Here is a 16,425-nt window from a genome sequence, read left to right on the forward strand (position 1 = left end):
AACCCCGTCAACCTCGATCCCCGCATGGCCAAGCTCGCCGGCGGCGTCCACCGCCTCGACGGACAGCTCATGGTCGTGCTCGACGTCGATCGCGTCCTCGAGCTCGAAACCAAAGTGCAGATGGCCGCGTGAGCCAACGAAACATCGGAGCCGGAGAACCAAAATGAAAACCTGCTTGGTGGTCGATGATTCCAGCGTGGTGCGCAAGATCGCGCGCCGGATTCTGGAAGGCCTGGAATTCGAGGTGACCGAGGCCGAGGACGGCTCGAAGGCGCTCGAGATCTGCCAGCGGCAGCTGCCCGACGCGGTGCTGCTCGACTGGAACATGCCCGTGATGGATGGTTTCGAGTTCATGGGCCACATGCGCCGCCTGCCCGGCGGCGACCAGCCCAAGGTGGTGTTCTGCACCACCGAGAACAATGTGGCTCATATCGCCCAGGCGCTCAGCGGCGGCGCCAACGAGTACATCATGAAGCCCTTCGACAAGGACATTATCGCCGACAAGTTTGCTGAAGTCGGCTTGATTCCGGTCGGACAAGCCATGGTCTGAGCGAATCTGGCCCGCGCATTTGGCCAGAATGTTCCAGTACAGCTTCGAAGAGGCGATCAGTGACCCCGACCGAGTATGAGTACCTGCGTAAGTTCCTGAAGGACAATTCCGGTCTCGACCTGTCCGCAGACAAGCAATATCTGATCGAGAGTCGCCTGCTGCCGCTCGCCCGCAAGGCCGGGCTCTCCGGCATCGCCGAGCTCGTGCAGAAGCTGCAAGGCGGCGCGCGTCAGCTGATCACCGACGTGGTCGAAGCCATGACCACCAATGAGACCTTCTTCTTCCGCGACAAGGTCCCGTTCGATCATTTCCGCGACCACATCATGCCCGAGATCATCAAGGCGCGTGCCGGCAAACGCAGCGTGCGGATCTGGTGCGCCGCCGGCTCGACCGGGCAGGAGCCCTATTCGCTGGCGATGTGCCTGAAGGAGATGGGCGCGGCCCTCACCGGCTGGCGCATCGAGATCATCGCGACCGATCTGTCGCAGGAGGTGCTGGAGAAGGCCAAGGCCGGCGTCTACAGCCAGTTCGAGGTGCAGCGCGGCCTGCCGATCCAGATGCTGGTCAAATACTTCAAGCAGACCGGCGAGACCTGGCAGATCAATCCCGAATTGCGGGCGATGATCCAGCATCGCCAGCTCAACCTGCTGCACGACTTCTCCCAGCTCGGCACTTTCGACGTCATCTTCTGTCGCAACGTGCTGATCTATTTCGACCAGGATACCAAGATCAACATCTTCAACCGGCTGGCGCGCCAGATCGAGCCCGATGGCTTCCTGGTGCTGGGCGCGGCCGAAACCGTGGTCGGTCTCACCGATACGTTCCGCCCGATTGCGGAGCGGCGCGGCCTCTACAAGCCGAACGATCCGCGTGCCGCCGCCGCCAAGCCGGTTCTCGCCGGCGCGGCGCCGCGCCTCGCGGTGATGGCAGGACGATAGACATGGCCGAGGATGGCAAGGGTAGCGAACGCGTGACTTTCAGTCGCGGCTACGATGTCTGCATCATGGCCATCGACGGCACCTGGCGCCGCGACTGCAAGCTCAACGCGATCTCCGACACCGACGCCATTCTCACGGTGGAAGGCTCGATCCAGGGGTTGAACCTGAAAGAGTTCTTCCTGCTGTTGTCGTCCACGGGCCTTGCCTATCGTCGCTGCGAGCTGGTCCGCGTCAACGGCGCCGAAATGGACATCCAGTTCCTGCGCGGCAAGAACAGGAAGAAGCGCGGAGCGGCCGGCGGCCATGACGCCGCGGCGTGATCCGCCCGCGTCCGTTGCCGTCCCTTCCGATCTCTTGCTTCACATTTTCTGAAGATTTCAAAGCGAATTCGCGGCGGCAGCTTTACGGGGCCTAAGCGCGAACATTGTATCCGTTGCCGGTCTCAATCTCAGGATACGGAAATGCCCAGAAGCCCTCTTTCGCCCATGACGTCAAACCTGCCCGACGGCGCCGAACGGCGTGCGCTTCAGCTTCTGGTGGTCGATGACGACGCCACGCAGCGCAGCCTGATCACCGTCGCCGCCAAGCAGGCCGGCCACGAAGTCACCGTGGCGCCGTCCGTGGCGAATGCGATCGAGAAGCTGCGCACCGCCCGCTTCGATTGCGTGACGCTGGATCTCGTGCTGGAGGATGGCGACGGCATCGACGTGCTGCGCGAGATGGCGGCGGCGAAGTTCGGCGGCGCCGTGATCGTCATCAGCGGCATGGACGGCAAGCGCCGCAGCGCCGCTCGCAGCTTCGCCAGGTCCGTCGGGATCGAGCTCCAGAGCCTGCCGAAGCCGCTCGACCTCGCGGCCCTGCGCATCAGCCTCGCCAATCTGGGCAAGATCGCGATGGGCCTTCCCGCGATCCACACCTGGGGCGGTGTCGCCACCGACGCGATCGTGGAACGGCACCGCGCCTGAGCACGATACAATGAGAATGAAGCGCGATCGCGCTTCAGCTTGTTGTTTAAGCATGATCTTCTCGGAAGACCGCCGTGCGCTCTTCCGGATCCTGCTTTAGGCGTGCGGAACCGCCATGCGATGGGATGCGAGCGGCGCGCCGCGCCGATCGCGCTCTATGCCGGGTTGCCGGAATCAGACAGACATCGCAGGGCGTGGCCAAGGCCCGCCCGACACGCATTGAGGGCGGCGCTCGCCGTCGCATAACGCGGCGTGACGTCGTCGAGCACGAAAATGTCGGCGGAACCGGCCGGATCGCCGCGGGCCGGACCCGTTTCCAACGCGCTGGCTTCCATCATGGCTGCGTCGATCAGGCGCATGCTGCTCTCGATCCCTGTGATCAGAGCGCGAAGATCGGCGGCGATCAACTGACGGCTGTCGGTTTCGGGCCTCGCGATGATCGGGGGTGCGCCAGCGAAATTTTGCATGGATAGTCTCCCTATCCGCAATTAGGCACCCTGCCGCTACTTGTGCGGTAAGTCCATGTCCCGTACAAATACGGGTGGGCCGAATCCGCGCCGAACGCCATAACGGTTGGCGCGGACGCGAGTCCTTCATGCCAACCGGATGTGGCACATGGCCGAACAAAGCTCTCGCGGTGAAATCTTCGTGGTCGACGACGACCCTGCCGTTCGCGACACTCTGTCGATGGTGTTGAAGGCGGCGGGTTATGAGGTGATCTGTTTTGCGGACGGCGCGGCGCTGCTCTCCGTCGCGCGAAACCGAACGCCGGCTGCAATCCTGCTCGACGTGCACATTCCCGGAAAGTCAGGGCTCGACATTCTGAACGAGCTGCAGGGCGAGGACTATCCGGCGCCGATCTTCATGATCTCCGGACAGGGCGACATCGCGATGGCGGTGGGCGCGATCAAGAGCGGCGCGCTCGACTTCATCGAGAAGCCGTTCCGCGGCAGCGAGATCGTCGGCCGGCTCGACGAGGCGATCGGCGCCTATGCACGCAGGCAGGCGGAGAACGCCTCGCCGAAATTCAGCTCGCTGCATTTCCCCGGACGCGAGCCGCTGACGCGCAGGGAGCGCGAGGTGCTCGAGCAGTTTGCTTCCGGTGCGTCCAACAAGGAAGCCGGTCGCACGCTCGGCATCAGCCCGCGCACGATCGAGGATCACCGCGCCAACATCATGAAGAAGCTCGGCGCGCGCAACGCCGCGGATCTGATCCGCATCGTGATGACCGCGGCCCAGCGCGCGTCGTAGCAAGCTCTTGTAGCCCGGGTGAGCGAAGCGACACCCGGGACCGCTGCTGCAAAGTCCCGGATATCGCTTCGCTCATCCGGGCTACGCAGCCTCAGGCGCTCAGCGCCTTGCGGATGATCCGCGCCAGATCCGATTTGCGATAAGGCTTGGCCAGCAGCATCACGCCGGAATCCAGCCGGCCGTGATGGATGATCGCATTCTCGGTATAGCCCGATGTGTAGACCACCTTGAGATCGGGCCGCGTCTTCATCAGCTCGTCGGCAAGCTGCCGTCCGTTCATCTTGCCGGGCATGATGACGTCGGTGAACAGAAGGTCGAACGGCTTTCCGGCGGCGACGATCGCGAGCGCCTCCGCGGCGTTCGCGGCCTGCAAGGTGACGTAGCCCAGCGAATGCAGCTGCGCCAGCACGTAGTCGCGCACCAGCCTGTCGTCCTCGACCACCAGGATTGTCTCGTGTCCGCCCTCGATGGTCGCCGGCGTCACACCCTCGCCGGCCGCTGTCGGCGTCTTGCCGGGCGGCAGGTACATCTTGATCGTGGTGCCGTGGCCCTCTTCGCTGTAGATCTTGATGTGGCCCGCGGACTGCTTGATGAAGCCGTAGACCATCGACAGCCCGAGTCCGGTGCCCTTGCCCGGTCCCTTCGAGGTGAAGAAGGGATCGAACACCCTGGTCAGCAGGTGCGCGGGGATTCCAGTGCCGGTGTCGCTCACGGCTATCAACACGTAGTGCCCCGGCGGCACATCGTTCGCACTGGCGTAGACCTCGTCGAGATAGGCCGCGCCCGTCTCCAGGATCAGCTTGCCGCCGCCGGGCATGGCGTCGCGGGCATTGAGCGCGAGGTTGAGGATCGCGGTGGTGAGCTGGTTGGGATCGACGATCGCGACGCAGTTCTCGTCCTCGAACACCGATTCGATCTGGATCTGCTCGCCCAGCGTCGGCCGCAACAGCTTCGCGGTGTCGACCACCAGCGAGTTGATGTCGATCTCGCGCGGCTGGAGCGGCTGCTTGCGCGCGAAGGCGAGCAGGTGCTGGGTCAGATCGGCGCCGCGCGCGGCCGCCTCGTCGATCATCTTCGTGATGGCCGCAAGCTGCGGCTCCTTCTCGACGGCCTCCGCGAGGATTTCGATCGTCCCGGTGATGACGGTGAGGATGTTGTTGAAATCGTGCGCCACGCCGCCGGTGAGCTGGCCGATCGCCTCCATCTTCTCGGCGTGACGGATGCGCTCCTCGGCGGCGATCTTGTCGGTGAGGTCGCGGTAGAAGACGTTGAACAGCAGGCCTTCGCGGCGCTTCAGCGCGGTGACGCTCAGCTCGGCCTTGAATTCCTTGCCGTCGCGGCGGCGGCATATGAGCTCGCGGCGCCGGTTCAGCGTCCTGCCGTTCTCGTTCGCCAGGAACTGCTGCAGACCCGACCTCACTCGCTCGCGTTCGCTCTCGGCGACGATGAGGTCGATCGTGCTCTTGCCGAGCACCTCCTCGCGGCGCCAGCCGAACAGCTGCTCTGCCTGCGAGTTCCAGTTCAGGATGCTGCCGGTCTCGTCGGTCTGGATGAAGGCGTCGAGCGAAGTCTCGATGATGTTGCGGGCGAGCCGCTCGCTCTCGCGCAGCGATTCCTGCGCGAGCCGTGCCTCCGTCATGTCGCGCCCGACGAAGAAGTAGCGCTGCGCCTGCTCGGACCAGCTGCCGAGCCAGGACAGCCAGACTTCGTGTCCGTTGCGGTGGAGGCAGCGCGTGTCGGCAATCTTGACGCGCTCGCCGCGGCGCAGCGCGCGCATCTCGGCGCGGGAGCCCTCCAGATGACCGGGATGAATGAAGTCGGCGCCGCTCCGGCCGATCATCTCGTCCGGCCGGTAGCCGAGAATGGTCTCGCTGCTCGGGCTGATCTGCGCGATGTGGCCGTGCGAGTCCATGACCATGATCAGGTCTTGCGAAGTGTCGAAGATCTGCCGGCGCTCCTCGAGCTGCTGCTGGAGCTGCCGCTCGGCCCGCCGCGCCTCGGTCAGGCTGTGCGCGGTCCCGGAGACGCCGATGATCTCGCCCGACGGACCTTTGATCGGCGACAGGCTGAGCGAGATTTCGACCGGCGTGCCGTCCTTGCGCAGGCGCACCGTCTCGAAGCGTTCGATCGGCTCGCCCCCCGCGATCCGCGCCAGATATTCCTTGCCCTGCTCGCGGCGGTCCGCCGGGACGATGATCGATGTCGGCTTGCCGATCGCCTCGTCCGCCGAATAGCCATACAGACGCTCGGCGGCCGGATTCCAGCCCGTGATGATGGCGTCGAGCGTCTGCATCACGATCGCGTCGTCGGAGGATTCGATCGCGGCGCTGAACAGGCGCTCGCGCGCCGCGTGATGGCTGCGCGCGGCCTCGGTGCGGCGATGCTCCTCGATCTCGCGTTCGAGCGCAGCGGTTTTCACCCTTGTTTCCTCGACCATCTGCGCGAAGGCCCGCGCCAACACGCCCGTCTCACCGCTGGCATCGACCGGGATGTCCGCCGGACGGCCGCTGCCGATGGCCTGGACCGCCGCGGTCAAGCGGCCGATCGGACGCGTGAGCGAGCGCGCCACCAGAACCGCAAGCCCGGCTGCGGCGAGAACGGCCAGTATGCCGACCAGCAGGGACGTCTTCTGGATCGCTGCCGGTACGAGGCCGAACACAGGCGCGGGAATTGTTTCGATGACGGCGACCCATTCCTTGCCGGCAAGCAGCGCAGGGGCGAGGGCCGCACCGCTCGGCCGGCCCGACCCGTCGGTCATAAGCCGCGTGGATACATCCTGCGTGCCCGTCAGAGCCGCGAAATAGGGGAAGTCCTTGCGCCAGTCGCTGGGACGATCACGCAACGTGCCGAATTCGCGCGAGCGATCGGGATGAACGAGATAGTCGCCGTGCGAATTCACGACGTAGATCTCTCCTCCCGAGTTCGTCGTCGCGCGGACGTGGTCGAGGGCCGGGCGCATGTCGATATTGGCGACGATGATGCCGAACGGCTTGCCGTCCTGTGCGAACAATGGCATCGCCACCCGGAGAGTCGGAACGTGAGGGGTCGTGGTGCCCCCTTGGCGGGTGGCAAGATCGACGGGCGACACATAGATCTCGCCAGGCGGCAGCCGGATCGTTTGCTGAAAGTACGGTCGATCGCTCTTGCTCTCCAGCTCGTTGTCCGGGGCGATCCGTACTCCGTCCGGTCCGGAGCGATCGACACGGACGAGCTCGCGCTGGTCGTTATCGACGCCGATGATCCGAAACTGCCCATAGATCGGTTTGGCCTCGATCTCGGCCGCGAGCCGCGCGGCGATACGTTCGCGCCAGGTTTGTTCCGAGACGCCGTCAGCAGGATCAATTCCGCCGCCGCCGTGAGCGCGGATCAGGCCCTGGATGGCCGCGGCGGCGCGATAGCCCATCAGATCGCCGCGCACTCCGGAAACATAGGATTCAAGATTGGTCGCCAGCAGGCGCGACTGGGCCTCGACCCGTTCCAGGACCCGCGGAATGACCGCTTGCGTGGTGTTGCGATAGCCCAGCCAGCCGACCGCGGCCACGGTGACCGCCACCAGCAGGATCATGGCGATGGCCAGCCGCGTGGTGAGCGTCATGGGGATGCTCGCAGGACTTCCCGGATGATCACGGCCGATCTGGCCTGAAGCAGAGGAGCCCGCGTTATCGGCGGCCGGAGCTGACATCGGACCCCTCCGGCTCACCCGCCTTCAGGCAGCCATCGACTGCGGCGAGCAGTGCGCCGGGCCGGAATGGCTTCGGCAGGCTTGCCACCGCGCCGAGCTTGGTCGCCATCTTCAGGAAATCGGGTTCCGCATAGGCATCCGGCGCGGCCGAGCGGCCGGAAATGACGATGATGGGAATGGCCGGGGCCAACGCCCGGATGTGACGCATCGTCTCCAGCCCATCCATGCCGGGCATGAAGATGTCGAGGAACAGCAGATCGAACCGGCCGGCCTCGAACAGCGCAAGCCCCTTGCGGCCATCGCCGGCGAGGGTGACGTGATGACCGGCCCTCTCCAGGAGCAGCCGGATCGTGATTTGAACGGCCGGGTCGTCATCCACGATCAGGATGTTGGCCACGTCTGCATTCCTCCGCGCCGGACAGGCCATTCCCCATCGGCCGCAAATCAAGCCATCAAAGATGAAATTGTTGCGCGGATTCCGCCCGGCCTGCAAGCACTTCGCGAATGGCCGGTGAACGCTCGCCTAAGCCGAAACAAAATACAGCATGCTTATGCACGGTTGCGTGCATAAGCGCCGGAATCGCCGTCTAATCGGTTAGATATTCCGGATAATGGCTTCGAATCTTGTCGAGCTCGCTCAGCGTGCCCGACAGGTGCTTGCGCAGATGCCGTTGCGCGGCGCCGGGGTCGCCGGCCTCGATCGCACGGGCAGGTGCAGCCGGCGCAGCCGGTCGATATGTCCGCTGCGGCTACGCACCAGCGTCCACAACCTGCTTGCCGGCCGCGGCATAAAGCTGCGCGTGAAAATCATTGTCGGCGGCGATGAAGCTCTCGAAATCGCCGGCCTTGGCGAATTGCTGCTGCAGCGCGATGGCGTGGTCGAGGCGGAGAACCAGGGCCTGCTCGTGCTGCTCGGCGAGCAGCCGGACGATTTCGAGCTCGAGCGCCTGGCGCAGGAAATGGGCCTGCTCGGCGCGGCCGACATCGACCCGGCTGACCACGGTCGCGTGCTGCGGAAACACCTCGACGAGCCCTTCTTCCTCGAGGCGCATCAGGGCGTCGCGGCTCGGCTGGTTCATCTTCGAGAACCGCAATCTGCTCGACATACCTGCAGTCTTCGCAGGCCTCTTGACCGTGATAATCATCGGGCCTCTTTGTCGAGAACCTGATCTTCCGCGCCATCGAGCGGAACACGGTCCAGAAATGGGGCACTCAATCATGAGCAAGAAGAAAACACCCGATCAGCTCCGCAGTGCGCGCTGGTTCGCGCCCGACGATCTGCGCTCGTTCGGCCACCGCTCCCGTGCCATGCAGATGGGCTACGCTCCGGAGGAGTGGAAGGACCGGCCGATCATCGCGATCCTCAACACCTGGTCGGACGCGCAGCCCTGCCACATGCACTTCAAATCGCGCGTGGACGACGTCAAGCGCGGCATCCTGATGGCCGGCGGCCTGCCGCTGGAGCTGCCGGCGCTGTCGCTGTCGGAATCGCTGCTCAAGCCGACCACCATGCTCTATCGCAACCTGCTGGCGATGGACGCCGAGGAGCTGCTGCGCAGCCATCCCGTCGACGGCGTCGTGCTGATGGGCGGCTGCGACAAGACCACGCCGGCGCTGCTGCTCGGTGCCACCTCGATGAACATTCCGGCGATCTATCTGCCGGCGGGCCCGATGCTGCGCGGCAATTGGAAGGGCAAGACGCTCGGCTCCGGCTCCGACGGCTGGAAATATTGGGACGAGCGCCGCGCCGGAAAGATCTCCGACAAGGACTGGCTCGACATCGAAGCCGGCATCGCGCGCAGCTACGGCACCTGCATGACCATGGGCACGGCCTCGACCATGACCGCGATTGCGGAAGCGATCGGCATGACCTTGCCCGGCGCCTCCTCGATTCCGGCCGCCGACGCCAACCACATCCGCATGGCCTCAGAATGCGGCCGCCGCATCGTCGAGATGGTGTGGGAAGATCTGACGCCAAAGACGATCCAGACCCGCAAGGCCTTCGAGAACGCGATCGCGGTCGCGATGGCGATGGGCTGCTCGACCAATGCGATCATCCATCTGATCGCGCAGGCCCGCCGTGCCGGCCAGGACATCGGCCTCGACGATTTCGAGATCGCGAGCCGCAAGGTGCCCGTCATCGCCAACGTCCGGCCGAGCGGCGACACCTACCTGATGGAGGACTTCTTCTATGCCGGCGGCCTGCCGGCGCTGATGGGCCAGATTAAGCCGCATCTGCATCTCGACTGCATCACCGTCACTGGCAGGACGGTGGCTGAGAACATCGACGGCGCCGAGGTGCACAACGCCGACGTGATCCGCTCCATCGACGATCCCATCTACAAGGAGGGGGCGCTTGCCGTGCTCAAGGGCAATCTCGCGCCCGACGGCTGCGTCATCAAGCCCTCCGCCTGCGCGCCGCGCTTCCTCAAGCATACCGGGCCTGCGCTGGTGTTCGACGACTATCCGTCGATGAAGAAGGCGGTCGACGATCCCGACTTGGACGTCACCGAGGACCACATTCTCATCCTGCGCAATGCCGGGCCGCAAGGCGGGCCGGGCATGCCGGAATGGGGCATGCTGCCGATTCCGACCAGGCTCGTGAAGCAGGGCGTGCGCGACATGGTTCGCATCTCGGATGCGCGCATGAGCGGCACCAGCTATGGCGCCTGCATCCTGCACGTCGCGCCGGAATCCTATGTCGGCGGTCCGCTCGCGCTGGTGCGGAACGGCGACCGCATCACGCTCGACGTCGCCGCGCGCACCATCAATCTCGATGTTCCCGAAGCCGAGCTGGAAAAACGCCGCGCCGCCTGGAAGCAGCCCGAGCGCCGCTTCGAGCGCGGTTATGGCTGGATGTTCACCAAGCACATCAAGCAGGCCAATGACGGCTGCGACTTCGACTTCCTCGAGACCGATTTCGGCGCGCCGATCGGCGAGCCGTCGATTTATTAGCCACCTGTCATTCCGGGGCGCCGCGAAGCGGCGAGCTATGGTGCGCAATTGCGCACCTGAGAATCCATCAGACCGCAATCGCTGTCGCTCGATGGATTCCGGGCTCGCGCCAAGTGGCGCGCCCCGGAATGACGCCATGAGAGAGAACGACATGACAAAACTTTCCGAAGCCACCCGCAACAAGCTCAAATCCGTCTCCACCGCCACGGTCGCCACCGCGCTCTTCAAGCGCGGCCTGCGCATCCAGATGATCCAGGACGTCCATCCCGTCGGACCCAACCAGCCCACCATGGTCGGCGAGGCCTACACGCTGCGCTACATGCCGGCGCGCGAGGATCTCAATACGATAGAGGTCTTCAAGGACCGCTCGCATCCGCAGCGGAAGGCGGTCGAGGATTGCCCGCCGGGCGCCGTGCTGGTGATGGATAGCCGCAAGGACGCGCGCGCGGCTTCTGCCGGCGCGATCCTGGTGACGCGGCTGATGAAGCGCGGCGTCGCCGGCGTCGTCACCGACGGCGGTTTTCGCGATTCCGCCGAAATCGCCAGGCTCGGCATTCCCGCCTATCACCATCGCCCCTCGGCGCCGACCAATCTCACGCTGCACCAGGCGATCGAGATCAACGTTCCCATCGGCTGCGGCGACGCGCCGGTGTTTCCCGGCGACGTCATCCTGGGCGATGCCGACGGTGTCATCGTGATCCCGGCGCATCTCGCGGACGAGATCGCGAGCGAGACCTTCGAGATGACCGCGTTCGAGGATTTCGTCACCGAGGAAGTCGGCAAGGGCCGCGGCATCTTCGGCCTCTATCCCGCCACCGACCCGCAGACGCTCGGAAGAAGAACGGGAGGTAATGCGGCCCGCGCAGATAACTACGTCGAGGCGCACGGCGGTGAGAGAGAAGTGACGGACAAAGCTGCCGTAGGCCGTAGGGTGGGCAAAGCGAAGCGTGCCCACCTCGCTTTAGTTGTTGAGAGATGGTGGGCACGGCGCTACGCGCCTTTGCCCACCCTACAAGGCCGCGGCGATGGCTACACCCCGGCCTCCGCCATCCCTGCCGCCCACAGCGCGAACGCATAGACGATCGCGACTTCGTCGAGCCGGTCGAAGCGGCCTGAGGCGCCGCCGTGGCCGGCGCCCATGTTGGTGCGCAAGAGGACCGGGCCGCCGCTGGTCATGGTGGCGCGCAGGCGCGCGATCCATTTGGCGGGCTCCCAATAGGTGACGCGCGGATCGGTCAGGCCCCCCATGGCCAGGATCGCCGGATAGTCCTTCGCCGCGACGTTGTCGTAGGGCGAGTAGGACAGGATCGTGCGAAAATCCTTCTCGCTCTCGATCGGGTTGCCCCATTCCGGCCATTCCGGCGGCGTCAGCGGCAGCGTGTCGTCGAGCATGGTATTGAGCACGTCGACGAACGGCACCTCGGCGACGATGCCGGCGAACAATTCGCCGGCGCGGTTGGCGACCGCGCCCATCAGCATGCCGCCGGCCGAGCCGCCATGGCCAATGATGCGCTTGGCGCTGGTGTATTTCGCGTCGATCAGCGCACGGGCGCTGGCCGCGAAATCGTCGAACGAGTTGGTCTTCTTCTCGCGCTTGCCGTCGAGATACCAGCCCCAGCCCTTGTCGGCGCCGCCGCGAATATGCGCGATGGCGTAGACGAAGCCGCGGTCGACCAGCGACAGGCGGTTGGCATTGAACGAGGCCGGCATCGCCATGCCGTAGGAGCCGTAGCCGTAGAGCAGCAGCGGCGCCGAGCCGTCGAGCTTGAGCCCGCGGCGATAGAGGATCGAGACCGGCACCTCGGCTCCGTCATGCGCCTTCGCCATGATACGCGTGGTGACGTAATCGGCCGCGTTGTGGCCGGACGGGATCTCCTGGCGCTTGCGCAGGGTGCGCGTGCGCTTCGCCATGTCGTAGTCGTAGACTTCGGACGGCGTCGTCATCGACGAATAGGCAAAGCGCAAATTCGTCGTCTCGAACTCGTAGGAGCCCATCGTATCCAGCGAATAGGCGGCCTCGTCAAACGCGATCGCGTGTTCTTCCTTCGTCGAGAGATCGCGGATCACGATCGAGGGCAGCGCATTGGCGCGCTCCAGCCGCACCAGATGGCCGGCATAGAGATCGAGATCGATGATGTAGATGCCGGGCCGATACGGGATCAGGTCGCGCCAGTTCTTGCGCTCGGGCGAAGAGAGCGGCGCGGTGACGAGCTTGAAGTCGATGGCGTCATCGGCATTGGTGAGGATGAACAGCTGATCGCCGCGGTCGGCGAGCGAATATTGCACGCCTTCCTCGCGCGCGGCGACCAGGCGCGGCGGCGCCTCGGGATTGGCGAGATCGATCAGCCGCTGCTCGCTTGTCTCGTGATCGCCGCCCGCGATCACGCAGAAGCGGCCGCTGGTGCTCTCGTGCAGATGGGTGAACCAGCCGGCATCCTGCTCTTCATAGACCAGCGTGTCGTCGGCCTGCCCAGTGCCGAGCCTGTGGCGCCACACCTGCATCGGCCGGTGATTGTCGTCGAGCTTCACATAGAAGAAGCTCTTGCAATCCTTGGCCCAGACCACGCCGCCATCGGTCTCCTCGACGAGGTCGTCGAAGTCCTTGCCGCTTGCCCAGTCGCGGACGCGGATCGAGAAATATTCGGAGCCCTTGGTGTCCGCGCTCCAGGCCTGCAGCTTGTGATCATAGGAGTGCCGGCTGCCGCCGAACTTGAAATATTTGTGGTCCTTGGCGAGCGCGTCGCCGTCGAGCACGATCTCGCCGTCGCCGCCCTCGCGCGGCATGCGGCCGAACAGCTCGTGCTGCCCGCCCTCGCGAAACCGGCGGAAATAGGCGAAGGGACCATCGGGCGACGGCACGCTGGAATCGTCCTCCTTGATCCGTCCGCGCATCTCGCGCACCAGCGTCTTCTGAAGCGGAGCGGTGTGGCCGAGCAGGCTCTCGGTGTAGGCGTTCTCCTCGTCGAGATATTTGCGGATATCGGGATCGAGCACGCCGGGATCGCGCAGCACCTCCTGCCATTTCGCGTCCTTCAGCCAGGCATAGTCGTCGGTCACGGTGATCCCGTGCCGCGTGAAGGAATGCGGCCGGCGCGGGGCGACGGGGAGCTGGGAAGGCATCTTGGCTTGGGTCACTCGGTCCTCGTTCGTGTCCGACGTCGCTGCTCTTCGCCTCTCCCCGCTTGCGGGGAGAGGCCGGATTGCATCGAAGATGCAATCCGGGTGAGGGGGACTCTCCGCGAGTCCAACTCTCACCAGTCTTGCGGAGACTCCCCCTCACCCCGACCCTCTCCCCGCAAGCGGGGAGAGGGGGAAGAGGGCAACTCGCTGCCCTCCCTTATATCGTCCCGATTCCACGAATTGCCAGCGCGTCCGCGCCAGGCCGCCGGGTTGTTGATCGGCCCCGTGTATGCTTTACGGACCATATCCCCGCCGCCGGTCCAGCCAGATGCTGTTCAATTCCTACCCGTTCATCCTGCTGTTCCTGCCCCTGGTGCTGGCAGGCTATTTCTGGCTCGGGCAGCGCAGCAATCTCACGCCGGTGATCTGGCTGGCATTGGCCTCGCTCGCCTTCTACGCCATCGGCAACTGGCAGTTCGTGGCCCTGTTGCTGCTGTCGATCGGCTTCAACTACGGCGTCGGCCATCTTCTGATCGTGTCGGAGCTCACCCCGTCACGACGAAAGGCGGTGCTCGCGCTTGGCGTCGCCGGCGATCTCCTCGGGCTCGGCATCTTCAAATATGCCGGTTTCGTCACCGAGAACATCAACGCGCTGTTCGGCACGCATGTCGCGGTCCACATCCTGCTGCCGGTCGGCATCTCCTTCTACACGTTCACGCAGATCGCGTTCCTGGTCGATGCCTATCGCGGCCAGGTCGCGGCCTACGCGCTGCCGCATTACGCACTGTTCGTGACTTACTTCCCGCATCTGATCGCCGGGCCCATCCTCCACCACAAGGACATGGTCCCGCAATTCGAGCAGGAAAAGTCCAAACATCCTGACGCGCATCTCATCTTGTGCGGCGTCATCATCTTCGCCATCGGCCTGTTCAAGAAGACCTGCCTCGCCGACGGCATCCAGCCGCTGGTCGCGCTCGCCTTCGAGGCGCGCTCGCCGAGCTTCGACCAGGCCTGGCTGGGTGCGCTGGCCTACACGTTCCAGCTCTATTTCGACTTCTCCGGCTATTCCGACATGGCGATCGGGATATCGCTGATGTTCGGCATCTTCCTGCCCGTGAACTTCAACTCGCCCTACAAGGCGACCAGCATCGTCGAGTTCTGGCGCCGCTGGCACATGACGTTGTCGCAATTTTTGCGCGACTATCTCTACATCCCGCTCGGCGGCAACCGCAGGGGACGCGTGCTGCGCTACGTCAATCTGATGCTCACGATGCTGCTCGGCGGGCTCTGGCACGGCGCGGCCTGGACCTTCGTCATCTGGGGTGCGCTGCACGGCGCCTATCTCTGTGTCAATCACGCCTTCACTGCGCTGGTGCCGACGATTCCATCTGGTCTCGCGCGGCCGGCCCGAATCGCCGGAGCTGCGCTGACATTCCTGGCCGTCGTCGTCGCCTGGGTGTTCTTCCGCGCCGAGAGCGTCACATGGGCGCTGCGCGTGCTCCAGGCGATGGCCGACCCCTCGAATATCGTCTTCGGCCGCGAGGAGATCGCGGCGCTGGTGATGGTCGCCATCTACGCCGCGCTGGTGTGGCTGGCGCCGAACACGCAAGGCATCATGGGATACGACCACGCCGGCCGCAGGGTCGGCGAAGCCTTGCGGGCAGGGCGGATGCGGCCGCTGTTCCTCTATGCGGCGTCGCTGGTGCTCGCGTTCGGAATCCTGGGCATCCAGAGCCACAGCGAATTCATCTATTTCCGGTTCTGATGCGCGGGGCTTTCACACATCTGGCGCGTCTTCTGCTCGCGAGCATCGTGTGCGTGCTGGGCGCCGCAGCGCTCACCTATGCCGTCGATCCCCTGCAGCTGTTCCGTCCTTCGCGCCTTGCCTTCTATTCAGACGACACGCGCATGCAGAATGCCGGGCTGATCCGCAGCCAGCCGTTCGACACTGCTTTCATGGGCACCTCGCTCGCAATCCATTTCCGCCAGAGCGACATCGACCGCGCGCTCGGCGTGCATTCGCTCAAGCTGGCGATGACAGGCTCCAACTCGCGCCAGCAGGGCTTCGTGCTGGAGCAGGCGATCGGGCGCGGCGCCAGGCGTGTGATCTGGGCGATGGACGATTTCATCTTCATCGATGCCGCCGATATCGAGGCCGATCCTTATCTCTCCGTCGATCTCTATCGCGGGACGGCGAAGGGCGTTGCGTCCTATCTGTTCAGCGCCGCGATGGCGAAGGAATCCATGTTCGCGCTGCTGCGCTCGGCTCCGCCATTGCGGCAGCCGCTGACCCGGGCCGCGCCGTTCCTGCCTGTGAAATTTGCGCTGCCTGACGTCGACGACATCTACGCGCTGCCGCGGGATTTCGACGTCGCGCGCGACTACAATGCGAAGAAGACGCTCGCTGCCTTCAGTTACATCACCAATCCCACGCGAAGCCGTTTCCTCGGCGAAGGCTACAATTATGAGGCCATGGTGCGGCATTTCGAGCGCGATGCCGTCGGCCTGATCGCGCGTCACCCCGACGTCACCTTCGATGTCTACTTCCCGCCCTATTCGATCCTGCAATTCGTCGCGATGCGCGAGGCCTCGCCTGCCACGCTGAAGATTGTTACCGATCTCACGGCCGTCATCGCGCGGCGCCTGACGCCGCTTCCCAATGTGCGCCTGCACGATTTCCGCGCGGTCAAGGAAGTGACGCACGATCTGAACAATTACAGCGACGTCATCCACCATTCGCCGGTGGTGGACGCCATGGTGCTGAGATGGCTGGCGAGCGGGGAATATCGCGTCGATCCGAAGCAGCCGACCGCGTCGCTGGAGGAGCTGAAGGCGCAGGTCGAGGCGTATCGCGTGCCACAGCCGTAACCTGGCCAGAGCTCAAGATCGATTTGCTGATCGTCGGTCTCGTGTCCCGGACGCGGTGCGGCGCGAAGTGCCGCTCCGCTGAGCCGGGACCATCGC

Annotated in this window: 12 protein-coding genes and 4 pseudogenes; 11 read left to right on the forward strand and 5 right to left on the reverse strand. The window is 64.8% G+C overall.

The features are described 5' to 3' along the window. The 5 genes and pseudogenes from D6B98_RS40995 to D6B98_RS29705 all read left to right on the forward strand — a co-directional run. Positions 1 to 132 (forward strand): annotated as a pseudogene (locus D6B98_RS40995) (chemotaxis protein CheW); the annotation flags it as partial. A gap of 31 nt (positions 133 to 163) precedes the next feature. Continuing rightward, positions 164 to 550: a response regulator gene (locus D6B98_RS29690; protein ID WP_018321619.1), complete on the forward strand. Its 387-nt coding sequence runs from the start codon at positions 164 to 166 to the stop codon at positions 548 to 550. Positions 551 to 609: 59 nt separating this feature from the next. Continuing rightward, the gene (locus D6B98_RS29695) at positions 610 to 1,488 is read left to right on the forward strand and encodes a CheR family methyltransferase (protein ID WP_126260583.1); all 879 of its coding nucleotides are present in this window, start codon (positions 610 to 612) and stop codon (positions 1,486 to 1,488) included. Positions 1,489 to 1,490: 2 nt separating this feature from the next. Then, positions 1,491 to 1,808, forward strand: a complete 318-nt coding sequence (locus D6B98_RS29700; RefSeq protein ID WP_126260584.1) for a PilZ domain-containing protein — start codon at positions 1,491 to 1,493, stop codon at positions 1,806 to 1,808. A 141-nt stretch (positions 1,809 to 1,949) separates the two neighbouring features. Continuing rightward, positions 1,950 to 2,453, forward strand: coding sequence for a response regulator (locus tag D6B98_RS29705; RefSeq protein ID WP_126260585.1), 504 nt, complete (start codon positions 1,950 to 1,952; stop codon positions 2,451 to 2,453). 155 nt (positions 2,454 to 2,608) lie between these two features. Here the strand turns inward: D6B98_RS29705 and D6B98_RS29710 are convergent, their stop codons facing one another. Then, positions 2,609 to 2,920, reverse strand: a complete 312-nt coding sequence (locus D6B98_RS29710) for an aldo-keto reductase family protein (protein ID WP_126260586.1) — start codon at positions 2,918 to 2,920, stop codon at positions 2,609 to 2,611. A gap of 148 nt (positions 2,921 to 3,068) precedes the next feature. On the opposite strand from D6B98_RS29710, the gene D6B98_RS29715 reads away from it, so the two are divergent. Next, complete coding sequence (locus tag D6B98_RS29715; protein ID WP_126260587.1) at positions 3,069 to 3,704, forward strand: response regulator transcription factor; 636 nt, start codon at positions 3,069 to 3,071, stop codon at positions 3,702 to 3,704. A 91-nt stretch (positions 3,705 to 3,795) separates the two neighbouring features. On the opposite strand, the gene D6B98_RS29720 is transcribed toward D6B98_RS29715, so the two are convergent. The 3 genes and pseudogenes from D6B98_RS29720 to D6B98_RS29730 form a co-directional block, all read right to left on the reverse strand. Continuing rightward, positions 3,796 to 7,386: a PAS domain S-box protein gene (locus D6B98_RS29720; protein WP_126260588.1), complete on the reverse strand. Its 3,591-nt coding sequence runs from the start codon at positions 7,384 to 7,386 to the stop codon at positions 3,796 to 3,798. Further along, entirely contained in the window at positions 7,364 to 7,783 is a 420-nt protein-coding gene (locus D6B98_RS29725; protein ID WP_126260589.1) for a response regulator, read from the reverse strand. Before D6B98_RS29725 ends, D6B98_RS29720 begins: the two co-directional genes overlap by 23 nt. Before the next feature lie 190 nt (positions 7,784 to 7,973). Next, positions 7,974 to 8,456: pseudogene (locus D6B98_RS29730) on the reverse strand (GntR family transcriptional regulator); the annotation flags it as partial. Here D6B98_RS29730 and D6B98_RS29735 point away from each other — a divergent pair. From D6B98_RS29735 to D6B98_RS29745, 3 genes and pseudogenes are all read left to right on the forward strand, one after another. Continuing rightward, positions 8,452 to 8,608: pseudogene (locus tag D6B98_RS29735) on the forward strand (ABC transporter permease); the annotation flags it as partial. The pseudogenes D6B98_RS29730 and D6B98_RS29735 overlap by 5 nt on opposite strands. Beyond that, positions 8,605 to 10,341: an L-arabinonate dehydratase gene (gene araD / locus D6B98_RS29740; RefSeq protein WP_205680532.1), complete on the forward strand. Its 1,737-nt coding sequence runs from the start codon at positions 8,605 to 8,607 to the stop codon at positions 10,339 to 10,341. The pseudogene D6B98_RS29735 and the gene araD, both read left to right, overlap by 4 nt. A 151-nt stretch (positions 10,342 to 10,492) precedes the next feature. Further along, positions 10,493 to 11,173: pseudogene (locus D6B98_RS29745) on the forward strand (ribonuclease activity regulator RraA); the annotation flags it as partial. A 197-nt stretch (positions 11,174 to 11,370) separates the two neighbouring features. On the opposite strand, the gene D6B98_RS29750 reads toward D6B98_RS29745, so the two are convergent. After that, positions 11,371 to 13,476, reverse strand: a complete 2,106-nt coding sequence (locus D6B98_RS29750) for a S9 family peptidase (RefSeq protein WP_126260590.1) — start codon at positions 13,474 to 13,476, stop codon at positions 11,371 to 11,373. A gap of 313 nt (positions 13,477 to 13,789) precedes the next feature. Between D6B98_RS29750 and D6B98_RS29755 the strand changes: the two genes are divergently transcribed. After that, the gene (locus D6B98_RS29755) at positions 13,790 to 15,226 is read left to right on the forward strand and encodes an MBOAT family O-acyltransferase (protein WP_126260741.1); all 1,437 of its coding nucleotides are present in this window, start codon (positions 13,790 to 13,792) and stop codon (positions 15,224 to 15,226) included. Then, positions 15,226 to 16,329, forward strand: coding sequence for a hypothetical protein (locus D6B98_RS29760; protein ID WP_126260591.1), 1,104 nt, complete (start codon positions 15,226 to 15,228; stop codon positions 16,327 to 16,329). Before D6B98_RS29755 ends, D6B98_RS29760 begins: the two co-directional genes overlap by 1 nt. Positions 16,330 to 16,425 lie beyond the last annotated feature (96 nt).

The organism is Bradyrhizobium sp. LVM 105 (assembly GCF_003957705.1).
GTDB lineage: Bacteria > Pseudomonadota > Alphaproteobacteria > Rhizobiales > Xanthobacteraceae > Bradyrhizobium > Bradyrhizobium frederickii.

Coding starts and splice junctions, on each gene's coding strand:
- D6B98_RS29690 (WP_018321619.1), top strand. CDS start 164: ATGAAAACCTGCTTGGTGGTCGATGATTCCAGCGTGGTGCGCAAGATC.
- D6B98_RS29700 (WP_126260584.1), top strand. CDS start 1,491: ATGGCCGAGGATGGCAAGGGTAGCGAACGCGTGACTTTCAGTCGCGGC.
- D6B98_RS29705 (WP_126260585.1), top strand. CDS start 1,950: ATGCCCAGAAGCCCTCTTTCGCCCATGACGTCAAACCTGCCCGACGGC.
- D6B98_RS29710 (WP_126260586.1), bottom strand. CDS start 2,920: ATGCAAAATTTCGCTGGCGCACCCCCGATCATCGCGAGGCCCGAAACC.
- D6B98_RS29715 (WP_126260587.1), top strand. CDS start 3,069: ATGGCCGAACAAAGCTCTCGCGGTGAAATCTTCGTGGTCGACGACGAC.
- D6B98_RS29720 (WP_126260588.1), bottom strand. CDS start 7,386: ATGTCAGCTCCGGCCGCCGATAACGCGGGCTCCTCTGCTTCAGGCCAG.
- araD (WP_205680532.1), top strand. CDS start 8,605: ATGAGCAAGAAGAAAACACCCGATCAGCTCCGCAGTGCGCGCTGGTTC.
- D6B98_RS29755 (WP_126260741.1), top strand. CDS start 13,790: ATGCTGTTCAATTCCTACCCGTTCATCCTGCTGTTCCTGCCCCTGGTG.
- D6B98_RS29760 (WP_126260591.1), top strand. CDS start 15,226: ATGCGCGGGGCTTTCACACATCTGGCGCGTCTTCTGCTCGCGAGCATC.